Below are 17,613 nucleotides of genomic sequence, written 5' to 3'. Positions count from 1 at the left end.
GTTCTTGTCAAACCTAATTTTACCATAAAGGGGTGCTTTTCTGTGCTTTTAAACGCAAATTGAATATATTTCCATTTGTCCTAAGCTAATTTTACGCTAACTAATGGTAATTTGTATGGCACGTAAGAAGCCTAAGGACATTAGCACTAAATATTGAAAGTTACTAATAAAAATAGTCCGAAAACTACTAATAAAAAATGTACATTCGACTTCTGTCTACTACTTTCAATAATCCACCTTAACATGCTACTCCCTTTCAGGTAGTGTGTCATAAACTGATTGATTGTGTTATATTTTTGAAGCACTTTCAGACAATCATTCATTAAACCACTAGTATCTTATAATGCCATATTATATTCACAATAAGCATAACAAGGTATAAACCCACGCTATAATAGCGTGGGTTTATACCTTGTTTCATTATGTACTAATATTTACTTAGGATTAGTGCAACCCCAGCCACAATTACCGCCTACTAAAGTTGTTTCCAAATGATCAAGCAGTTGAATGTCTTCATCGAATCCATAAGTGCGTTAACAAAAAGTGTGATTACTATCTTTCTAAAGAAAAAGTACTCCTAAGAGATTTGTGGAGGAAAAGTGTCAATGCAAACTCCACTATATTTACCACGAGTTTACTATTAACTTCTTTCACGTGGACAAACACGCTCTACCTAGTCGGGCTACTTCATTTAACTTTAAAATCCTCATGTATTAAGATAACCTGGAATACCAGTTTCTATATTTCCAAAATTAAGTTTTCCTATGTAAGAATATTCAAATAGTTCAATCTTAATCGAACTTATATAAGTTTTTTCGTCGATGGCATAATAACGGCAATTCTTTCCTTATCTTATCTACATATTGCAAATCCAATTTTCTAGTAAGAATACCCTCCTTTTCATCTAGCTGTCCCAAAACATCTCCCCATGGATCTGTAATAATTGAATGCCCCCACGAACGATAACTCGATTGTAAATTAGCTGCTGATGCACATCCTGCCATATATACTTGATTATCTAATGCTCTTGCTCGAAATAAAAGTTCCCAATGCTGTGGTCCTGTCGTCATATTAAAAGAAGCTGGTATTATAACAAGTTTTACATTCTCGCCCATCAATCGGAAAAATTCTGGAAAACGAATATCATAGCAAATCATCAATCCTATTTTTCCCCACTTGGTATCAAATACAGTAGCAGAATCCCCTGCACAAAAAGTATCAGATTCCTTAAAATATTGTCCATTTTCAATACTAACATCAAAAAGATGAACCTTTCTATGACGTGCTATCATTCTCCCTTGTGGATCAAAAACAAACGATGTATTATATATTCTCTCCTGCACCTTCTCAGGGATAGAACCTGCTACAAGAAACAGATTAAATTCTTTCGCAAGCTCTGCTAACTGAACAATAAAAAGATCATTTTCTGACATTGCATATCGTGTAAACGCCTCATTTTCATATGAGCAACAACACATCTCTGGTAAAACAACTACATCCGTCCCACTCTCCTTTGCTTGGCTGAGTAATGTTTTTATTTTTACAAGATTATCTGTTGGAAAAGTAACAACCTCCATTTGAATCAAAGAGATTTTCATGCTTTCTCCTATATGACCAATCTGATGCCAATGATCATATTTTTCCTTCCTATTGAGCTGTAACCATAGCAATCAGTTTAAATTTTGAAATTATATTAGAAAAGCTTTTAAAATTTCATTGAATATGCTCCTTGGGCGGAGTCCATGACTCAATGAGAGCAGGAATATTCACTATCCATTTTTATTCCTTGATTAACGAATACGCTGAAATCTTCTTAATTGGCATTGACAATCCTATACTTATCACGAAATTTATTACAATCTGCAATAGCGCAAATAAAAACAATACTGGAACTAATATCTCAAAATTATTCTTCTCAGCACCTATTATTTCAAATAAAGCTTGATTTATAACGGGCATATATAAGATTCCTAATCCTGCTGAAATTAGTATGGAAATAACAGAAACCGGTAAAAAACTAAACGCTAATTGCAATGTAAGCTGATTATTCGAATAACCAATTGCTTTATAAATACCAAACTCATGTTTTCTCTGTGTAATCTGTGATCTTATAATAACATAAAGGATTAGTAAAACAATTAAAATGGTTAAAGCAAAGATTACTGCAACAATCAGTATAACTAATTTCGAATACATAGATTGTGATATTTCCATATTTTTTGCATAATTTACACTGCTTATTATTTTATCATTCTGCTCACTTTCTATACGTTCGATAAACCCTTCCTGATCAACCTCATCTTTAAGATACACATATAATGAATTGGCCTGATAATCTTTTTCAATCCGCTTATATCCCTCATTTGTTAACTCACATACACTACCCTGATAATTAACACCTTGAATAAATCCTACAATTATATATGAAACAACTACATCTCCATGAGAAATCTCTATTTTATCTCCAATTTCATAATTCTCTTCAAAAATATTTCCAATTGCAATTTCTGTCTCATCATTCGGATTTCTTCCTTTATAACATAAGTCATTAGATACACGGGAAAAATCATCACATACAAATGCAGTTATACTATTTTCTGATATTTTTACATTCTGCATGCTATATTCTAATACCTTTTCAACCTGTGCATCTTTTTTTAAACCCATCCTAACGCTTTCCTCATTCGTCTGCAAAACTACGTCTGGTGTTTCCTCAAGCAAAGTTGTCATAAAATTATCTGGTTTAACAATAACATTATATAATAATGTGCTTGCAAATGCCATTAAAACCATTACAAGGAAGGAAACAGAAAATAGTAGCACATTGTGCTGTGCCGATAATATTGTGTTCTTTAAGATAATATTAAACTTTAAGTTTCCTGGTGTTTCATCCAGTGGAAGATGGTTCTTCTTTCCTTTTATACTTCCCGTAGTTCCTCTAATAGCTGTAATGGGCTGTAATTTGCGAATTCTTCTTGCCGAAAAAAGGACAAATGCTAAGGTACTGATTTCCAGCACAATCAATACCGTTAGAAACGCATTTATGTCAAATTTTAAATTAAAACTAAAACCGGATTGCAATGCTAACATATTTGAAAGTGTTGGAATCACTGTATAAGATGCTGCCACACTAATAATAGTTACTAACGTAACTATTGCCAAATATGGAAATACCATAGATTGAATAATCATTCCTCCGGTATAACCAAGTGCTTTTAAAACTCCCATGGAAGCAATCTTTTCTTCAATGGTATTCTGTATTTTAAACTTACATAAAAATATACTTACCAATAAAATGATGAATGCAAAAGCCACTAAAATTGAAATAGTCAACTTGCAGACCATCATTCTTGCCTGTTTTCCATCTTCACTACTACTTAAGGATAATAATGTTATATTCTCCTCTTCCAACAAATCATTAATTTTATTTTTAATCTTAATCTTATCTGTCTGTTCTGTTGTCCGAAGCGAGTATTCTACAACTTTATATGTTTCTAGATTTTCTAGCGTATCTTGATATACTTCATCTGGAAGATATAACCCAATAAGACCTGTACCGTAATTTCCATACTGCATCTCATTAATAACACCTGCAATTTGAAAATCATACTCATCATCACCAATCTCAAAACATATTGTATCTCCTACAGAATATTGCCCAAACTGAATATAATACTCCGGAACATAGATTGGATTCTCAAAATCTGATTTATCATCCTCTTCTTGAATTTCCAACAAATTTAATTTTCTATCCTCATCTAAATTATAAAAAATAACATTCATTGTAAAATCTGTTCCTCTAAAATCCTTGACGATAGATGAAACTTTAATTCCATCTAACTTTTCAACCTCTTCAACACCACTTATCTCAAGACATTTATCTTCCAATATATCTTCATCCTGAACTGCTGGAATACAAAAATTATAATTAGCTGTTTCTAATTCTATGAATCTGTCTTCATATGCATTCTCTACTTGAAAAGTCAAAACAAATGCAATATTTAAAATAAAAGCCGTTAAAAATATAATAATGCCATATGATATATACTGTGTTGTTTCTGATTTAAAATTATACTTAATAAGATTTTTTAATTTCCCCACATTACCACCCCATTTCAATCAGAAATTTTTCCAGCTTTGCGGTTCTATCTGTATTATTATCTTCATACTCTCCTAAATTACAATCACCACAGACCTTACCATCTTTTAAATAAATCAAACGGTTAGCACGAAGTGCAGACTGCTTATCATGCGTAACCATAATAATACTTTGTCCGTCTTTGTAAAGTTTTGAAAAGATATCTAAAACTGCTTTGGAATTATCTGAATTCAAGGATCCTGTTGGTTCATCTGCAAATACAACGTTTGGGCTATTTATAACCGCTCTTACAATGCCAACTCTCTGAGCCTCTCCTCCTGATATCTGATTTGGAAACTTTTTTTGAATGTTTGGTGGAATATTAACCATCTCAAATATTTTTTTTGCTTTTTCTACGATTTCGTTACGTTTATTGCTCACAAGAACGCCTGCAACAATAACATTATCAATTAGACTCATTCTATCCAATAAATAATTTTGTTGAAATACAAACCCACAATTTTTTCTTCGAAACACAGCCAGTTGATCATCCGTTAAATTTGTCACCATTTCTCCGCAAAACTTTACTTCACCCTTTTGAGGTCTGTCCATTCCTGAAAGAGAATATAAAAGAGTTGATTTTCCGGCTCCTGATGAACCCATAATAACGGTAAAATCACCCTTATATATATCCAAACTTAAATTTTCAAAAATTACCTGTTCCACATCTCCGCAGCGAAAACTCTTTTTTAGCCCTTTTGCCTGAATAACTACTTCCTTTTCTTTCATATCCTCTATTATTCCTTTCATTATTTAAACTATTACCTATACAAATTCTTTTTTATGTATTCTATATTTTTACATACCTAATCATTTGTCAGCCTATTCTTTGCAACAGCAAGAGGATTATTCAAAAATAGTAATATAGAAATTTTCTTTCTTGCAAGCAACTGTAGTTTACATTCCTCATTTTTGCTATTACATAACATTATTTTTTAAATAAAGAAACGATTTTTTCCTCTTCGTCACTATTATCAGCAGCAAATACATGCAATGTTTTTATTTTCTCTTTAATAAGATTTTTAATAATTTTATTCGGTCCGATATCTATGTATGCATCATAGTTTTTGTTAACCATTTCTTCAATAACCTGATTCCATAAAATGGGTGACGACATCTGATCAATCAATAATTGCGAAATTTCTGAAGAAGTTTGAAGGATTTTCCCATTGACCGTAGAAAAAACAGGAAAATTAGGCACAGAAAACTCTACTCCCTCAATCATTTTTGAAAAATCTTCCCGATAAATATTCATCAACTTACTATGATAAGGTGCACTTACCTTCATTGGTATCATTCTGTAAGGAATATACTGTCCTCCAAGTGATTCAATTTTATCATCCAGCTTTTTTTCCATCTCCTTATTTCCTGCAACCATAAATTGATTCGGGGAATTATAACCTGTTATGGCAACATACCCCTCTGCATTCATTTCCAGCAAAGTTTTTTCTAACGGTTCCTGCTCCATATCTGTAACAATTCCAGAAAATCCGAGTTTTTCCCTAAATGCATGTTCCATCAACTCGCTGCGCTTTCTTACAAAAGCAACAGCTGTATCAAATGGAATACTCCCTGTACAGACGAGTGCTGAAATTTCTCCTAGACTATGCCCTACAACTATCTCCGGCTCTTTTTCATATTTTATCATAAAATCCGTATATAACGCATAACTTGCCGTAAGAACTGCTGGTTGAGCATTTTGGGTTCTTGTTAATGTACTTAAATCTCCATTGTCTATCATTTTCCAGAGATCATAACCTAAAATTTCTGAAGATGTTTTAAAAATTTTTCTTATTTCACCACTTTTTACATACAAGCCATGGCACATATGAAGGTATTGTGATCCCTGCCCTGGGAATAGCATCGCATAATTCATACTTGTATACTCTCTTTCCTAAGGTAAGCTTTTTATGACAAACTTTCCAAATATTCTGCGAGTTCTGCAATACACTTATATTCAAAAATAGCCGCTGGATTAATCTCCACATCAAGGGTCTTTCTCATTTTATTAATAACCTTCAATGCCTGAATCGATGTAACCCCCAATTTAAAAAAGCTTGTATTCTCATCGATATCCTCTATATCACACTCCATTGTTTTGGCAAGTGCAGCTTTTAAATACTCCTTAATGCATCCTTTTTCCATATTAGTTACTCCTTATACTTTTATTTTAAAAGTGAAACTATCATACAACAGATATCTGCATTTTATTTAATTCGTCTAATATTTCAGTAACATCTGCCACAATAGAATAATCTGCATACTCAAAAATTGGTGCCTTTAGATCCCTATTAATGGCAATAATTTTCTTTGCATTCCGAATGCCAACCAAATGTTGACTGGCACCAGACACACCAAACCCTACATAAAGCTGAGGTGAAATACTTTTCCCTGATTGTCCTACCTGACGTGCTTTTTCTATAATACCGTCTTCGACTATAGGTCTTGTACCAACCACACATGCATTATATTTTTGGGCAAGTAAATAGATTGCCTCTACACATTCTGGTGAAGAGGCACCTCGTCCAATACAAAATACTGTAGCATATTTGTTTATATTTATTTCATTTTCTATCTGTTCTACCTGCTGAACTTCCAGACAAATTTCATTCTTACCATATTTGCCTTGGTCATCGTGCACTGTAAAATCAAGAACCTGCATATCTGATTTTCTATCTATCTTAGATATTTCAAAAACACCCTCTTTTACCGTTCCCATATTAATATCACAATTTATACAACTGATCTGTGCAACCACGGAATCACAAATAGCGGCACGGACAAAAAGAAAACCTTCTTTCGAATCATATAAAATTTCAATACAATCTGCAGTTAACCCTGCTTCAAAACGGGTGGATATGACTGCTGCAATATCTTTGCCTAAATTGGTTGCCTGGAAAAGGATTAATTGTGGCTTTCTTTCTTTTATAATATCAGTAATAATATCACTATATTGCCACATTCCAACATTCTTGCAAGATGTCCCAAATAACACAAGGTCTGTACCACACTCCGAAATTACTTTTATCGTGCTCTCCTTCTTCTCCCCTATATATAAAGCACAAACAGTATGGTCACTTTCATCTGCCAAGGTTCTTGCCTTAGATATAATCTGTGCCATGTGATCGTTCATCTCTGTAGAACAATCACATACTACAAGGATTTCCTTTTTGCAATTAGCCTCCAAGATTCTCCCCCTTTCCATGTTCTCCATGCTCAATAAGATTTGATAAAACTTCTGCCATTTCATGAACACCGCCATCTACTTTGACTTTTTCGCTTTTAACAAATTTGTTTCTAATTTCCTTAACCTTTGTTTTTGAACCTTTCAATCCGCATTTCTCCGGATTTATTTTCATATTAGTAGAATCAAACAATAAGATTTCTTTTTTCTTTGCTTTTTTTATGGCAAGCAAACTTGTAATTGGCAAATTAACTCTAAAATCATTAAACTTCACAATCGCAGGTAGTTTCGATTGTAATATTTGTATTACATTACCATTTCTACTCTTATAAATAACATCTGTATCCGTGATTTTTAATATTTCATTTCCATTTGCAATGGATGTAAACCCAAGTCGCTCACCCAATCCTTGAGGTACCTGACCGGTTTCTCCATCAATGGTTTTCACTCCACACACTATCATCTGAACATTGTCTAACTTAACCATTGCCTTTTGTAAAACATATGCTGTTGCTACGGTATCTGATCCTGCAAACATCTTGTCGCTGACAAGAACTGCCTCATCTGCGCCCATGGCAAGCGCCCGTCTTAAGACACTTTCTGCTTTTTTATCTCCCATACAGATACAGGTCAGACAAAAATCACCTTGATTACTTTTCTTTAGAGTAGCCAGATTCTCCAATGCCTTTAAATCATAGGGATTCATCTGAAAAGGTTCACTCTCTGTATTACCACTTTGAAATAGTAAATCTGTTTTTATCGGTTTAATACATAAAACCACTCTTTTTTCATTTTCCATTCTTTCATTTTCCATTCTTCTTTATAGACGCGTCATTTTCACCATTTCATAAATTGTATTTTTTTGCATCTCATTTGTTCCTGAATAAATACTGCAAGCAAGTGCATCTCTAAATTCTCTCTCGATTCCATATTCCTTTGTATAGCCATAAGCTCCAAATATCTGCAATGCATCACGACAGGTCTTAATGTAATTCTCACTCACATAAGTTTTAAAAATAGAAACTTCTGTATAAGCAGTTCTCTTTTTATCCTTCAGCCATGCAATCTTATACAACATCAATTTTGACATTTCTATTGCTATTTTCATCTCAGAAATCTTGTGTGAAACCGCCTGATAATCTCCTATCGGTTTACCAAACTGGCTTCTCGTTTTTACCTGTTCTATGCATTCTTCCATTATTCTTTGCATAACTCCAACATGAGGAGCAAACTCGAAACATCTTTCCCACTCAATCGCCTGAGTTAAAATATTAGTTCCTCCACCAATGCTTCCAAGAATATTTTCCTTTGGGACCTTAACATTATTTAAAATCAACTCACTTGTGGGGCAAGCATTAAGTCCCATTTTTTCAATATCTGGACCTGTTTTAACTCCTTGAAAAGCTCTCTCTACCACGAAGGCTGTTATTTTTTTTGGATTATCCTGTGTTACTGCAAAAACTATGTAAACATCAGCAATCGGTCCATTTGAAATAAACATTTTACCTCCATTTAAGATATAATGATTTTCCTCTTCTTTTGCTGTTGTCACCATGCTAAATGCATCTGATCCCGAATTTGCTTCCGTAATAGCAATCGCACCTATTTTTTCTCCAGTTATCATAACAGGAATATATTTATCCTTTAATTTCTTAGAACCATATAAATAAATAATATTCTGAGACACCCATACATGATTATTAAGCACAAAAATTAATCCATTATTTTTGCATGCATAACCCAGACTTTCATACATATATGCAGCTGTCTGGTAACTCTCGCCTAACCCTCCATATTCCTCTCCAATATTTAAGCCAAGAATCCCGAATTCAGATATTTTATTCCACATTTTGGGACTATACTTTTCCAAATACTCTTCATCGTTTAGATTTTCTCTTGCAAAATTAATAATTTCCTTTCTATATTCTTTTTGTTCTTGCGAATATGCAAATTCCACTGTCTATGCCCTCCTATACTACAACTAATTCCACATATTTTGGAATTTTTCTTTCATGAGCCATATCTGCCTCAAATACGATCAGGTTGTCTTTCTTTATTTCTTTAAATCCGTTAAATTTATATGTAATGTACATAATACGGTTTTTATCTGTTGGAACAAATTGTGCTTGCAACTTTACAGCTGCTTTTTTCGCCTCATTACAAATGTAATTTAGCAAAATATTACCTACTCCTCTTGACATAACGCGGCATGACATAATCAATAACTTTACTTCCCATACTTCTTCATTCTTTTCTACTAAAGCAAGACCAATGGTTCCATAAGTACCGTATTTATCATCCAGTCTGGTCACGAACACTTCGTATTTTTCATCTTCAATACATGCCTTTAATTCGGCATAGGAATACACATACCCCGTTGAATTCAACTGATGTGTTCTTACCGTCAGCTCCTCTACTCTTTGCAGATCGCTTTCTTGAGCTTTACTTATGTAAAAAGTCATATTCAATGAACCCAGAAATTCTTCTTTCGTTCCCTTGAAGTCCTTTTCTATACTATTCCTCGCAATATCATTCTGATACATTGCTCTTCTGTTTTTTGAGTCCGAAGTAATAAACTTTGGCATCATACAGTCCATGGAAAGAATTTTTCCGCTATCCAATGTATCAATACAGAGCACATCCTGATGTGAAAAAGACACTTCATCACGTTCAAATTCCTGATCATCTACAAACGCAAGTGTGTTTATGCCAATATTTATACTGTTTGTAATTACTTCAATTGCTTCTGATTTTGGATTCCAATTGATTTGTGGATAAATAAAATAATCCCACAAGTCAAACTCTTCCAGCTTTTTCTTTGCAGCATCATAATCGTTTTTACTGCTGATTGATTGTAAAATTCCTCTCTTATCCAACTCTTTTATTACTTCCACCACATCGTCCTTTAAAACAACATCTTCGCTCTCTAGCAATATTCCATCCCACAAGGTATTATCCAAATCCCACACAACACATTTAATCTTTGTATCTTTCAATATATTAATACCTCCACAATTCTTAATCTATTACTATAATTTATCCAAGTTTGGAGTTTACCAATGCAGCAATAGAATTAATATCTTTGAAATTATCAATATCTAATTCATGGTTCTCAATACTAATTTCGAAGTTCTTCTCGATAAAGCTAACTAACTGCATTGCAAAAAGTGAGTTAACGAGTCCTGTTTCAAAAATATTATCACCATCTGCTATATTGCTTTCATCAATAAATGATCCTAAAAATTCTCTAATTTTTTCTTTCATGTCTTATTCTCCAATTCTTATATACTTTTTTTATTTAAATTTGCCACTACATTTTTAATATTGATAAAATCCCTTTTTACCCTTCCTCCCAGTCTCTCCCATTTCCACCATGCGACGAAGCAACGGACATACTCTGAATTTCGGATCCTCATATTCCTTGTAAAGAACCTCTAAAGAATCAACTACTGTATCAATTCCTATCAAATCAGAGGTCTCTAATGGTCCCATTTTATGACCAAATGCCTTTTTGAAAATATTGTCTATCTGCTTTGCATCTGCTACTCCTTCATAAACAAGGAACGCTGCTTCATTCATAAATAAATGAGAGAGCCTGTTGGAAACAAATCCCGCACTATCATTCACTGTTTCAAAACTAATTTCAACGCTATGCAAAAGTTCTCCGACCTTATCAATTGTATTCTGCGAAGTCTTCTTTCCCAGAATAACCTCTGCAAAGTTCTTTATCGGAACAGGATTCATAAAGTGAACTCCTATTACTCTTTCTGGTGTTCCAGTATATGCGCCAATTCGAGTAATAGGTATGCAGGATGTATTTGCCAAATAAATACAGTCTGTTTTTTTGATATCTTTCAGCTGCTCATAAACTTCCTTTTTTACCTCTTCTTTTTCGTATACATTTTCTATAATAAAATCTGCATCCTGAAGTTCTTCATATTTTCTAATTATGGATATATTTTCCATTACCTCCTGCACCTTAAGAGATTTATCAAACATGCTTTTCATTTTTAAATCGCGAAAAATCTCACCCGTTGCATTTTTCAAAGCCTCTGGATCATTGTCTAAAAGCATTACACTATATCCATATTTTGCGAAACGTTGTGCCACGCCTTTTCCCATGACTCCCGCTCCGATAACCCCTATTCTTTTATTCATTGCATTCCTCCATTATATTCTTCCATTATTTTTATACTTCTATTTTTGCCATAATCCGCATTACTTCCTCTTGTCGCTGAAGCAATGAATTTATTTTTTTATCCCATCTTCCAAGTATTTTCTTTTTATATATGCATCCATCAAGTAAAAACCAAACCTGATTCGCTTTCGCAGCAACTTTGGCATCATGTGTAACAAGCATAATTGTGCTTCCTGCTTGATTTATATCAACAAATATATTCATTACCTCATCGGAAGTTTTCGAATTTAATGCACCTGTTGGTTCATCCGCAAATATAATTCTTGGATCGTTCATAAGACTTCTGCAAATACTGACTCTTTGCGCCTGACCACCGGACAGCGTACTAATGTCACGTTCCGCGAGATTTTCAATTCCCAATTTTTCCATCAGTTTTTTTGCTTTATTCTCCAGTTCATCATCTACACGTTCATGAAGAATAGAAGCTCCAAGAATAATATTTTCCATTACGGATAGACTTCTGATCAAATGTGGATGTTGAAATACATAGCCAAGCTTACGAAGTCTTATGTCTGATAATGCCTTTTCACCAAGTTCACTTATTTTAGTATTATCCAGAAAAATTTCCCCTAAAGATGGCTGATCCATTCCACTGATATTATAAAGTAAGGTAGATTTTCCTGATCCCGATGGACCCATAATTGCAATAAAGTCCCCTTCTTTTATCCCAAACTCGATTTCTTTTAATGCCTGCTGTTCGATTCCCTTTTCCATATGAAAGGTTTTACTTAAATTTTTTACTTTTAAAATTGTATTCACTGTTCCGTATCCTTTCCAATATTTCTACATTCCTTCTACAATTCTTATCTTCTTTAGTTCTTTACTTGCCACAATAACCGTAAGAAACGCTGTAATAAACATGCTCAATGGATATAAAAAATACGCATGAAAAATATTTGTAACAAATACAATTTCTGCTGCACCCATGGATGCAGTAACCATACCAACCAATGGCTGCCCCACAAGATTCACTAAAAACGCTCCGATCACAATTCCAACCAAAAGAGATAACATAATTCGTACCCCATACTGAATCCTGATATCTATGTTTTTAAAACCAAGTCCCTTCATAATAGCAATATCATCTTTGTTTCTGATAATTAACAGCTTCAAAAATACCGTCAATGTGAAAACAATGATTAACATCGCAATCAACATCGTTATAGCCGTAATTTCACGAAGTTGTGAAATAGAATCTCCCATACTTTGCGACGCATAATTATTAATATCTGTTATCTTTCCAGCAGAAAAACTGTTTCCAAATGTCTGTATCTTCTCAGATACATCTGTTCCGTCCAAAAGATTAATATTGATAACACTTCTGATTACCTTAGCATCATCTGTATTAATCATTGACTTTGCACTCTTTCCACCATTTGTAATATCTTGATATATACCACAAATACTAAAGGTATACTGTTCTCCATTCAGTGTAATTACTATCTGATCGCCAACTTCTTTATTCAACTGTGTCGAAGCAAGGTACGATATTGCTAGTTCTGATTCCTCTTCAGGTAATCTACCCTTTATACAGAAAACAGTAAATTTCCGAAAATCTCCAGTCTCAAAATTTAAATAAACATCTTCTCCTTCTTTATTCTCAGATGTTGCTGAATATGTATTATACACTCCATACAATTCTACATCATTGTCATTCGCAAGAACCTCTTCAATTGCATCGCTTTCCTCTGAAATCGTATCTCCGTTCTGCAAATCTACTCGTATATCACATTCTGCCACACCCATATATGATGTAAATTCTTTCGACTGAACTGTAGTTGTAAGTTGCAAAGGAAGTAAAATGAAAAAGGTCATTGCAATAAAAATCAATGTAATAATCAGATATGGCTTTTTATAACTTACCATATATTTTATACCTAGCTTAACATTAACCCATTGTTTTCCTATTCCCTTTAAGGAAGGGTGACGTACAACCACATCATTATTCTTCGTTCTTCTACCCTGTAATGCCTCTACAACATTAACTTTATCAGTGCGCTTTATTGCTTTTCTACAGAAGAAAAGTACCAAAAGTCCCGTAATTATGCTAGTAAAAAGCTGCAAACCATAATTTCCAAAGTTTTTGTCTACCAGCCCCATATATGAATCCAGATTTTCCTGAACAATTCCTCTGATATGGAAAGATGCATAATATCCGATAATGCAGCCAACCATAGAAATAATTAAATATTTTCTTAAGTATATATCAGCAATGAATTTCGCTGGAATACCAATTCCCTTCATCGCTGCTATATCCATATATTCCTCATCAATACATGCAATCATCGTAAAACGAACACATAAAATCGAAATGATAATCAGGAAAATTGCAACAAGGATGATCAATGCTGCCATCATAATATCTGTTAGACTGTTCAACAATCTTATTTCTGAATATGTGATGATTGGACCATTTGAAGGAAGTCCTGCTTCTAAATATGCGGCTTCCAACACATTGATCTTCTCTGTGTCAAAAACACGAAATTCAACCATATATTCAATACTTCCTATTTGTGCTTTCAGATTGTTCCAGTCTTCCTTACATAACAAAATTCTTTTTGATGAGATATAGGAAGAATTCATTTCCGAATCCCTCACAAAAGCGGAAATAACAAAGTCAATCGTTCCATTTGACGTCTTGATGCTTACGGTATCTCCTTCTTTCAGACCATACTTTATTTCATAATATACTGGTACGGCAGCTTCACCCTTTGAGACTTTAGCTACTTTGTTTTCCTCATCTAACAGATAATCAAAATTCGTATTTTGTATCACAAACGAATTATCTATTACACTTCCCAATTCGCTATTTCCGTTTTGATCAAGAACAAGAGCATCACCCTCTACATTCAGTAAAGTGACAATCTGATAATCTTTGATGTAATCATTTTCCTGTACAAACTCGTCAATCTGTTCTTCATCAATGCCACCGCTGTGCATCTGAAGTAAATGGGATGTCTGTGATATTTCAAAAAAGTTATTCATAGAACCAGCTAAGGAATACAGTAAATCTGCTGCACTTGCACTTAACATCGCAGAAATCGCAATGAATAATGAAAGTATGATACTAACTACTTTCCCTCTTTTTAATTCTCTAAAAATGATTTTTTTAAGCATAAATTTCCTTCCGTAACTTTTTTCTTTTTAAGAAGATATTCTTCTTCAACCTTTTTCATTGATTTATTACTTTTGATAATTATACTAAAAATAAACATAGATAATCCACAGAACACCATCATAAAAGCTATGCCTCGTTCTTCACCTATGCCGACAATTTTTCCAATACTTTCAGCGAGAGCACCGTCATGATAAAAAAGTGGATTAAACACATAATCTGCTAAAGGGCCTGATATTCCATATGCCACTATGTAACCGATCTGGGAAATAAGCGATATCAGTCCCCACACACGTCCCTGCGTCTCTTTTTCCAAATTACTTCTTACTAATACATCTATACATGTATTTGCAATTGGAATCATAGCAAAAAACAGAAAACCTGCAGCTGTGATAATATACAGATTCGTAATGCAGCCAACAAAGCAAATTAATATGCCCATCAATGAAAATGATATTGCAAGCGCATTTACATATTTCTTTTCAATCCCCTTAATTCCAAGTATAATGCTTGAAATTAACATGCCAATTGCGCTGACCGACGTAATAACTCCGAGCGTAGCAGAATCAGTTAATTCTAATAGCATTGGAGTAAGTAGCGTTTCCACAAAACCAATGTAGAAGGTAATCACTGTAGAAAGTGTTAATAATACCATTATTCCTTTGTTTTTTATCAAACTCTTCCAGCCCTCTGCTAAATCTGAAAAAAAACTGAATTCTTTACTTTTATCTAAATTCTGTCGTTCTTCCATCAAATTACCAGCATAAATTACAGTTAAAAGTGTAAGGAAAAATGTACATATGTCTATCATTAAAATCAGCTCAATACCACCAAGTTTTATAATTATTCCTGCTAGTGCAGGTGCAATTAAAAACTTGGCAGATGATGCCAACTGGATTAGACCGCCAGCTTTTGAGAACTGTTCAACGGTAAGCAGATCTGTCACTGTTGATTTATAGGACGGATCCATTAATGATGAAAAAATAGCACTACAAAATACACAAACACAAATCATTACAATATTATCTTTTCCCGAAAAAATCCCTGCAAGCATCACACATAGACAAATTGCTGAAAAAAAATCACCAATAAGCATTAAGATTCTTCTGCTATACCGATCTGCCAAAACTCCAGAAAACGGTGTTAGTAACACCATTGGTAGAAATGCGCATAACATAACTATGGAACACGCTGCCGCACTTCTTGTTTGCTGAAATACATAAATATTTAATCCAAATGAAGTCAGCCCACTTCCTATACTGGAAATTAACTGCCCAAACCATAACACTAAAAATACCGAATAACTATTTTTTTCTTTCATTTTTTCCCTTTTTACTCCTTTAGGTTCATATAATCGCATATCATATCTGCAACCAAATCAGCATATTTTGTCAAATACATATGTCCCGCGTCCTCTGGCATTGTTCTAATCATGCAGGCTTCATTGATATACTTCTTCCACTGTAAAAGATTCTTTACTTGCGTCATTTCATCTTTATAACACAAAATAAATTCTGCCGGAATATTAAGTGATTGCGGTGATATTTTTGATGCATCTTCTAAAATTTTATAATCCGCCCTAAAAATCGGAAGAAAATAATCCAGGAGTTCTCTATTTTCTAACAGTTCCTCAGGAGTTCCTCCCAATCTTTCCATTTCTTTTAAAAGGATTGCATCATCACTAGTAGACAAACTTTTTCCAAACATAAAGTCAGGTGCTGGGGAAGCAGATAAAATAATAGATGCTGGTTTTAACTCTGGGACATACTCCCAAAGTCTCTTTGCCAAATAATATGCAATTACTCCGCCCATGCTATGTCCAAAGAAAATACTATTTGGCTTTAGAATCTCCTTAACATGTGTACAATAAAGCTCCAGCAAATCCTCCAGATTATTATAAAGTTCTATTTCAGATCCCATATGTCCAGGTGGAAAAGCCACAAAAATATCACAGTCGCTTCTTTCATCCAATTCTTTTGCAAGCTTAAACAATGATGCGCCGCTTCCTCCTAAATAAGGAAACATCACAATCTGTCTGCCCGACTTATCATTTGTCTTAAAAAATACTTTTTTCATCCCGTCTTTTCCCTATTTTTCTATAAACTCTGGGAAACAACATAAATCACTTGTATTTAAATCTTCCCCTTTTGTTTTTCTATACCATAAATAAATAGCTCCTGCTGCAATTATGAAGAAAACCATTTCCAGAATCTGCACACTTACAATAAAATTATAAAACTGCAATTTACTACCAGAAGCTACCAACCAGAATGTGAAAACGAAAAACAATACATTTCCTCTTGTTTTATTAAAAACAAAAGCTATAAATACTGAGAAGAACATTAACTGCAATACATAAAATGGATATGCCGTTGCTGTTTCAAAGGAGGAGAACAAATATCCAGGTAATACAAATAAACCAAATATAAATCCTGTTGCAAGGCCTGCTTTTATACTGGATTTTGTTTTTCTCTGTAAATATGGAAGCAAAAATCCATACCATCCAAGTGCTCCTCCCAAAAGTCCTGTTTCCTCATAAATATTTTTCAGTAACATAATCACTCTCTCTTTGGTATTCATTGTGACTTCTGGAAGTGGAATTCCAAAAAGTATAGAACCATAATGTATACACACATAAAACACTACAGATATTCCCAATAAAATCAGGAACCAGATACACTCTTTTTTATTCGGAATTAAACGTTTCAAAAATTTTAACATTCCTTTTCCGCCTCCATATATGAAATAAATAAAAACACCTGCTATAGATGGAGAATTGAGTGATACTATTACAAAAGGATTACTTAAATCCAAAGTTCCAACATATGGTGAAAGCATATCGTAAAAAATAACATATAAAAAACTCATTCCCCAGCTCAGACCAAAGGTAATACCTATATAAATCCAAAAATATTTTTTATATCCATTATCTTTCTTGATTTTTGACGTATCTTTTTCTGCTGACATATATATCACTC

Annotated in this window: 16 protein-coding genes; all 16 read right to left on the bottom strand. The window is 33.6% G+C overall.

Going from position 1 to position 17,613, the window contains the following annotated elements; genetic code table 11:
* Positions 1-791: 791 nt before the first annotated feature.
* On the bottom strand, positions 792-1,598 hold the full coding sequence (locus tag RT261_RS08010) for a carbon-nitrogen hydrolase family protein (RefSeq protein ID WP_313131541.1): 807 nt from the start codon (positions 1,596-1,598) through the stop codon (positions 792-794).
* 181 nt (positions 1,599-1,779) lie between these two features.
* Positions 1,780-4,101, bottom strand: coding sequence for an ABC transporter permease (locus tag RT261_RS08005; RefSeq protein ID WP_313131538.1), 2,322 nt, complete (start codon positions 4,099-4,101; stop codon positions 1,780-1,782).
* 1 nt (position 4,102) lies between these two features.
* Positions 4,103-4,888, bottom strand: a complete 786-nt coding sequence (locus tag RT261_RS08000) for an ABC transporter ATP-binding protein (RefSeq protein ID WP_313131535.1) — start codon at positions 4,886-4,888, stop codon at positions 4,103-4,105.
* Between the two features lie 178 nt (positions 4,889-5,066).
* Entirely contained in the window at positions 5,067-6,014 is a 948-nt protein-coding gene (locus tag RT261_RS07995; RefSeq protein ID WP_313131533.1) for an ACP S-malonyltransferase, read from the bottom strand.
* Between the two features lie 32 nt (positions 6,015-6,046).
* Positions 6,047-6,283: an acyl carrier protein gene (locus tag RT261_RS07990; protein ID WP_313131530.1), complete on the bottom strand. Its 237-nt coding sequence runs from the start codon at positions 6,281-6,283 to the stop codon at positions 6,047-6,049.
* A gap of 40 nt (positions 6,284-6,323) precedes the next feature.
* On the bottom strand, positions 6,324-7,325 hold the full coding sequence (locus RT261_RS07985; protein WP_313131528.1) for an electron transfer flavoprotein subunit alpha/FixB family protein: 1,002 nt from the start codon (positions 7,323-7,325) through the stop codon (positions 6,324-6,326).
* On the bottom strand, positions 7,315-8,136 hold the full coding sequence (locus RT261_RS07980; RefSeq protein ID WP_313131525.1) for an electron transfer flavoprotein subunit beta/FixA family protein: 822 nt from the start codon (positions 8,134-8,136) through the stop codon (positions 7,315-7,317). The genes RT261_RS07985 and RT261_RS07980 overlap by 11 nt, the downstream gene beginning before the upstream one ends.
* A gap of 6 nt (positions 8,137-8,142) precedes the next feature.
* Positions 8,143-9,279, bottom strand: a complete 1,137-nt coding sequence (locus RT261_RS07975) for an acyl-CoA dehydrogenase family protein (RefSeq protein WP_313131523.1) — start codon at positions 9,277-9,279, stop codon at positions 8,143-8,145.
* 13 nt (positions 9,280-9,292) lie between these two features.
* Positions 9,293-10,318 (bottom strand): HAD-IIIC family phosphatase, encoded by a 1,026-nt coding sequence (locus RT261_RS07970; protein WP_313131520.1) that lies wholly within the window; start codon positions 10,316-10,318, stop codon positions 9,293-9,295.
* Between the two features lie 40 nt (positions 10,319-10,358).
* Positions 10,359-10,586 (bottom strand): phosphopantetheine-binding protein, encoded by a 228-nt coding sequence (locus RT261_RS07965; RefSeq protein WP_313131518.1) that lies wholly within the window; start codon positions 10,584-10,586, stop codon positions 10,359-10,361.
* A 54-nt stretch (positions 10,587-10,640) separates the two neighbouring features.
* A complete protein-coding gene (locus tag RT261_RS07960; protein ID WP_313131516.1) occupies positions 10,641-11,480 on the bottom strand; it encodes a 3-hydroxyacyl-CoA dehydrogenase family protein in 840 nt (279 codons plus the stop codon).
* Positions 11,481-11,511: 31 nt separating this feature from the next.
* A complete protein-coding gene (locus RT261_RS07955) occupies positions 11,512-12,279 on the bottom strand; it encodes an ABC transporter ATP-binding protein (protein ID WP_313131513.1) in 768 nt (255 codons plus the stop codon).
* A gap of 24 nt (positions 12,280-12,303) precedes the next feature.
* On the bottom strand, positions 12,304-14,637 hold the full coding sequence (locus tag RT261_RS07950; RefSeq protein ID WP_313131511.1) for an ABC transporter permease: 2,334 nt from the start codon (positions 14,635-14,637) through the stop codon (positions 12,304-12,306).
* The gene (locus RT261_RS07945; RefSeq protein WP_313131509.1) at positions 14,607-15,956 is read right to left on the bottom strand and encodes an MFS transporter; all 1,350 of its coding nucleotides are present in this window, start codon (positions 15,954-15,956) and stop codon (positions 14,607-14,609) included. The genes RT261_RS07950 and RT261_RS07945 overlap by 31 nt, the downstream gene beginning before the upstream one ends.
* Positions 15,957-15,967: 11 nt before the next feature.
* Positions 15,968-16,711, bottom strand: a complete 744-nt coding sequence (locus RT261_RS07940; protein WP_313131507.1) for a thioesterase II family protein — start codon at positions 16,709-16,711, stop codon at positions 15,968-15,970.
* Between the two features lie 12 nt (positions 16,712-16,723).
* Positions 16,724-17,602, bottom strand: a complete 879-nt coding sequence (locus RT261_RS07935; protein WP_313131504.1) for a hypothetical protein — start codon at positions 17,600-17,602, stop codon at positions 16,724-16,726.
* Between the last annotated feature and the right edge of the window lie 11 nt (positions 17,603-17,613).

This window comes from Anaerocolumna sp. (genome assembly GCF_032079385.1).
Lineage (GTDB): Bacteria > Bacillota > Clostridia > Lachnospirales > Lachnospiraceae > Anaerocolumna.
Note: the sequence above shows the minus strand (reverse complement) of the source record. Positions and strands in the feature narration are given on the sequence as shown.

Excerpts from the sequence above, each read along its gene's own strand:
- RT261_RS08010 (WP_313131541.1), bottom strand. The coding sequence starts at position 1,598 with ATGAAAATCTCTTTGATTCAAATGGAGGTTGTTACTTTTCCAACAGAT.
- RT261_RS08000 (WP_313131535.1), bottom strand. The coding sequence starts at position 4,888 with ATGAAAGGAATAATAGAGGATATGAAAGAAAAGGAAGTAGTTATTCAG.
- RT261_RS07995 (WP_313131533.1), bottom strand. The coding sequence starts at position 6,014 with ATGAATTATGCGATGCTATTCCCAGGGCAGGGATCACAATACCTTCAT.
- RT261_RS07990 (WP_313131530.1), bottom strand. The coding sequence starts at position 6,283 with ATGGAAAAAGGATGCATTAAGGAGTATTTAAAAGCTGCACTTGCCAAA.
- RT261_RS07980 (WP_313131525.1), bottom strand. The coding sequence starts at position 8,136 with ATGGAAAATGAAAGAATGGAAAATGAAAAAAGAGTGGTTTTATGTATT.
- RT261_RS07965 (WP_313131518.1), bottom strand. The coding sequence starts at position 10,586 with ATGAAAGAAAAAATTAGAGAATTTTTAGGATCATTTATTGATGAAAGC.
- RT261_RS07960 (WP_313131516.1), bottom strand. The coding sequence starts at position 11,480 with ATGAATAAAAGAATAGGGGTTATCGGAGCGGGAGTCATGGGAAAAGGC.
- RT261_RS07950 (WP_313131511.1), bottom strand. The coding sequence starts at position 14,637 with ATGCTTAAAAAAATCATTTTTAGAGAATTAAAAAGAGGGAAAGTAGTT.
- RT261_RS07945 (WP_313131509.1), bottom strand. The coding sequence starts at position 15,956 with ATGAAAGAAAAAAATAGTTATTCGGTATTTTTAGTGTTATGGTTTGGG.
- RT261_RS07940 (WP_313131507.1), bottom strand. The coding sequence starts at position 16,711 with ATGAAAAAAGTATTTTTTAAGACAAATGATAAGTCGGGCAGACAGATT.
- RT261_RS07935 (WP_313131504.1), bottom strand. The coding sequence starts at position 17,602 with ATGTCAGCAGAAAAAGATACGTCAAAAATCAAGAAAGATAATGGATAT.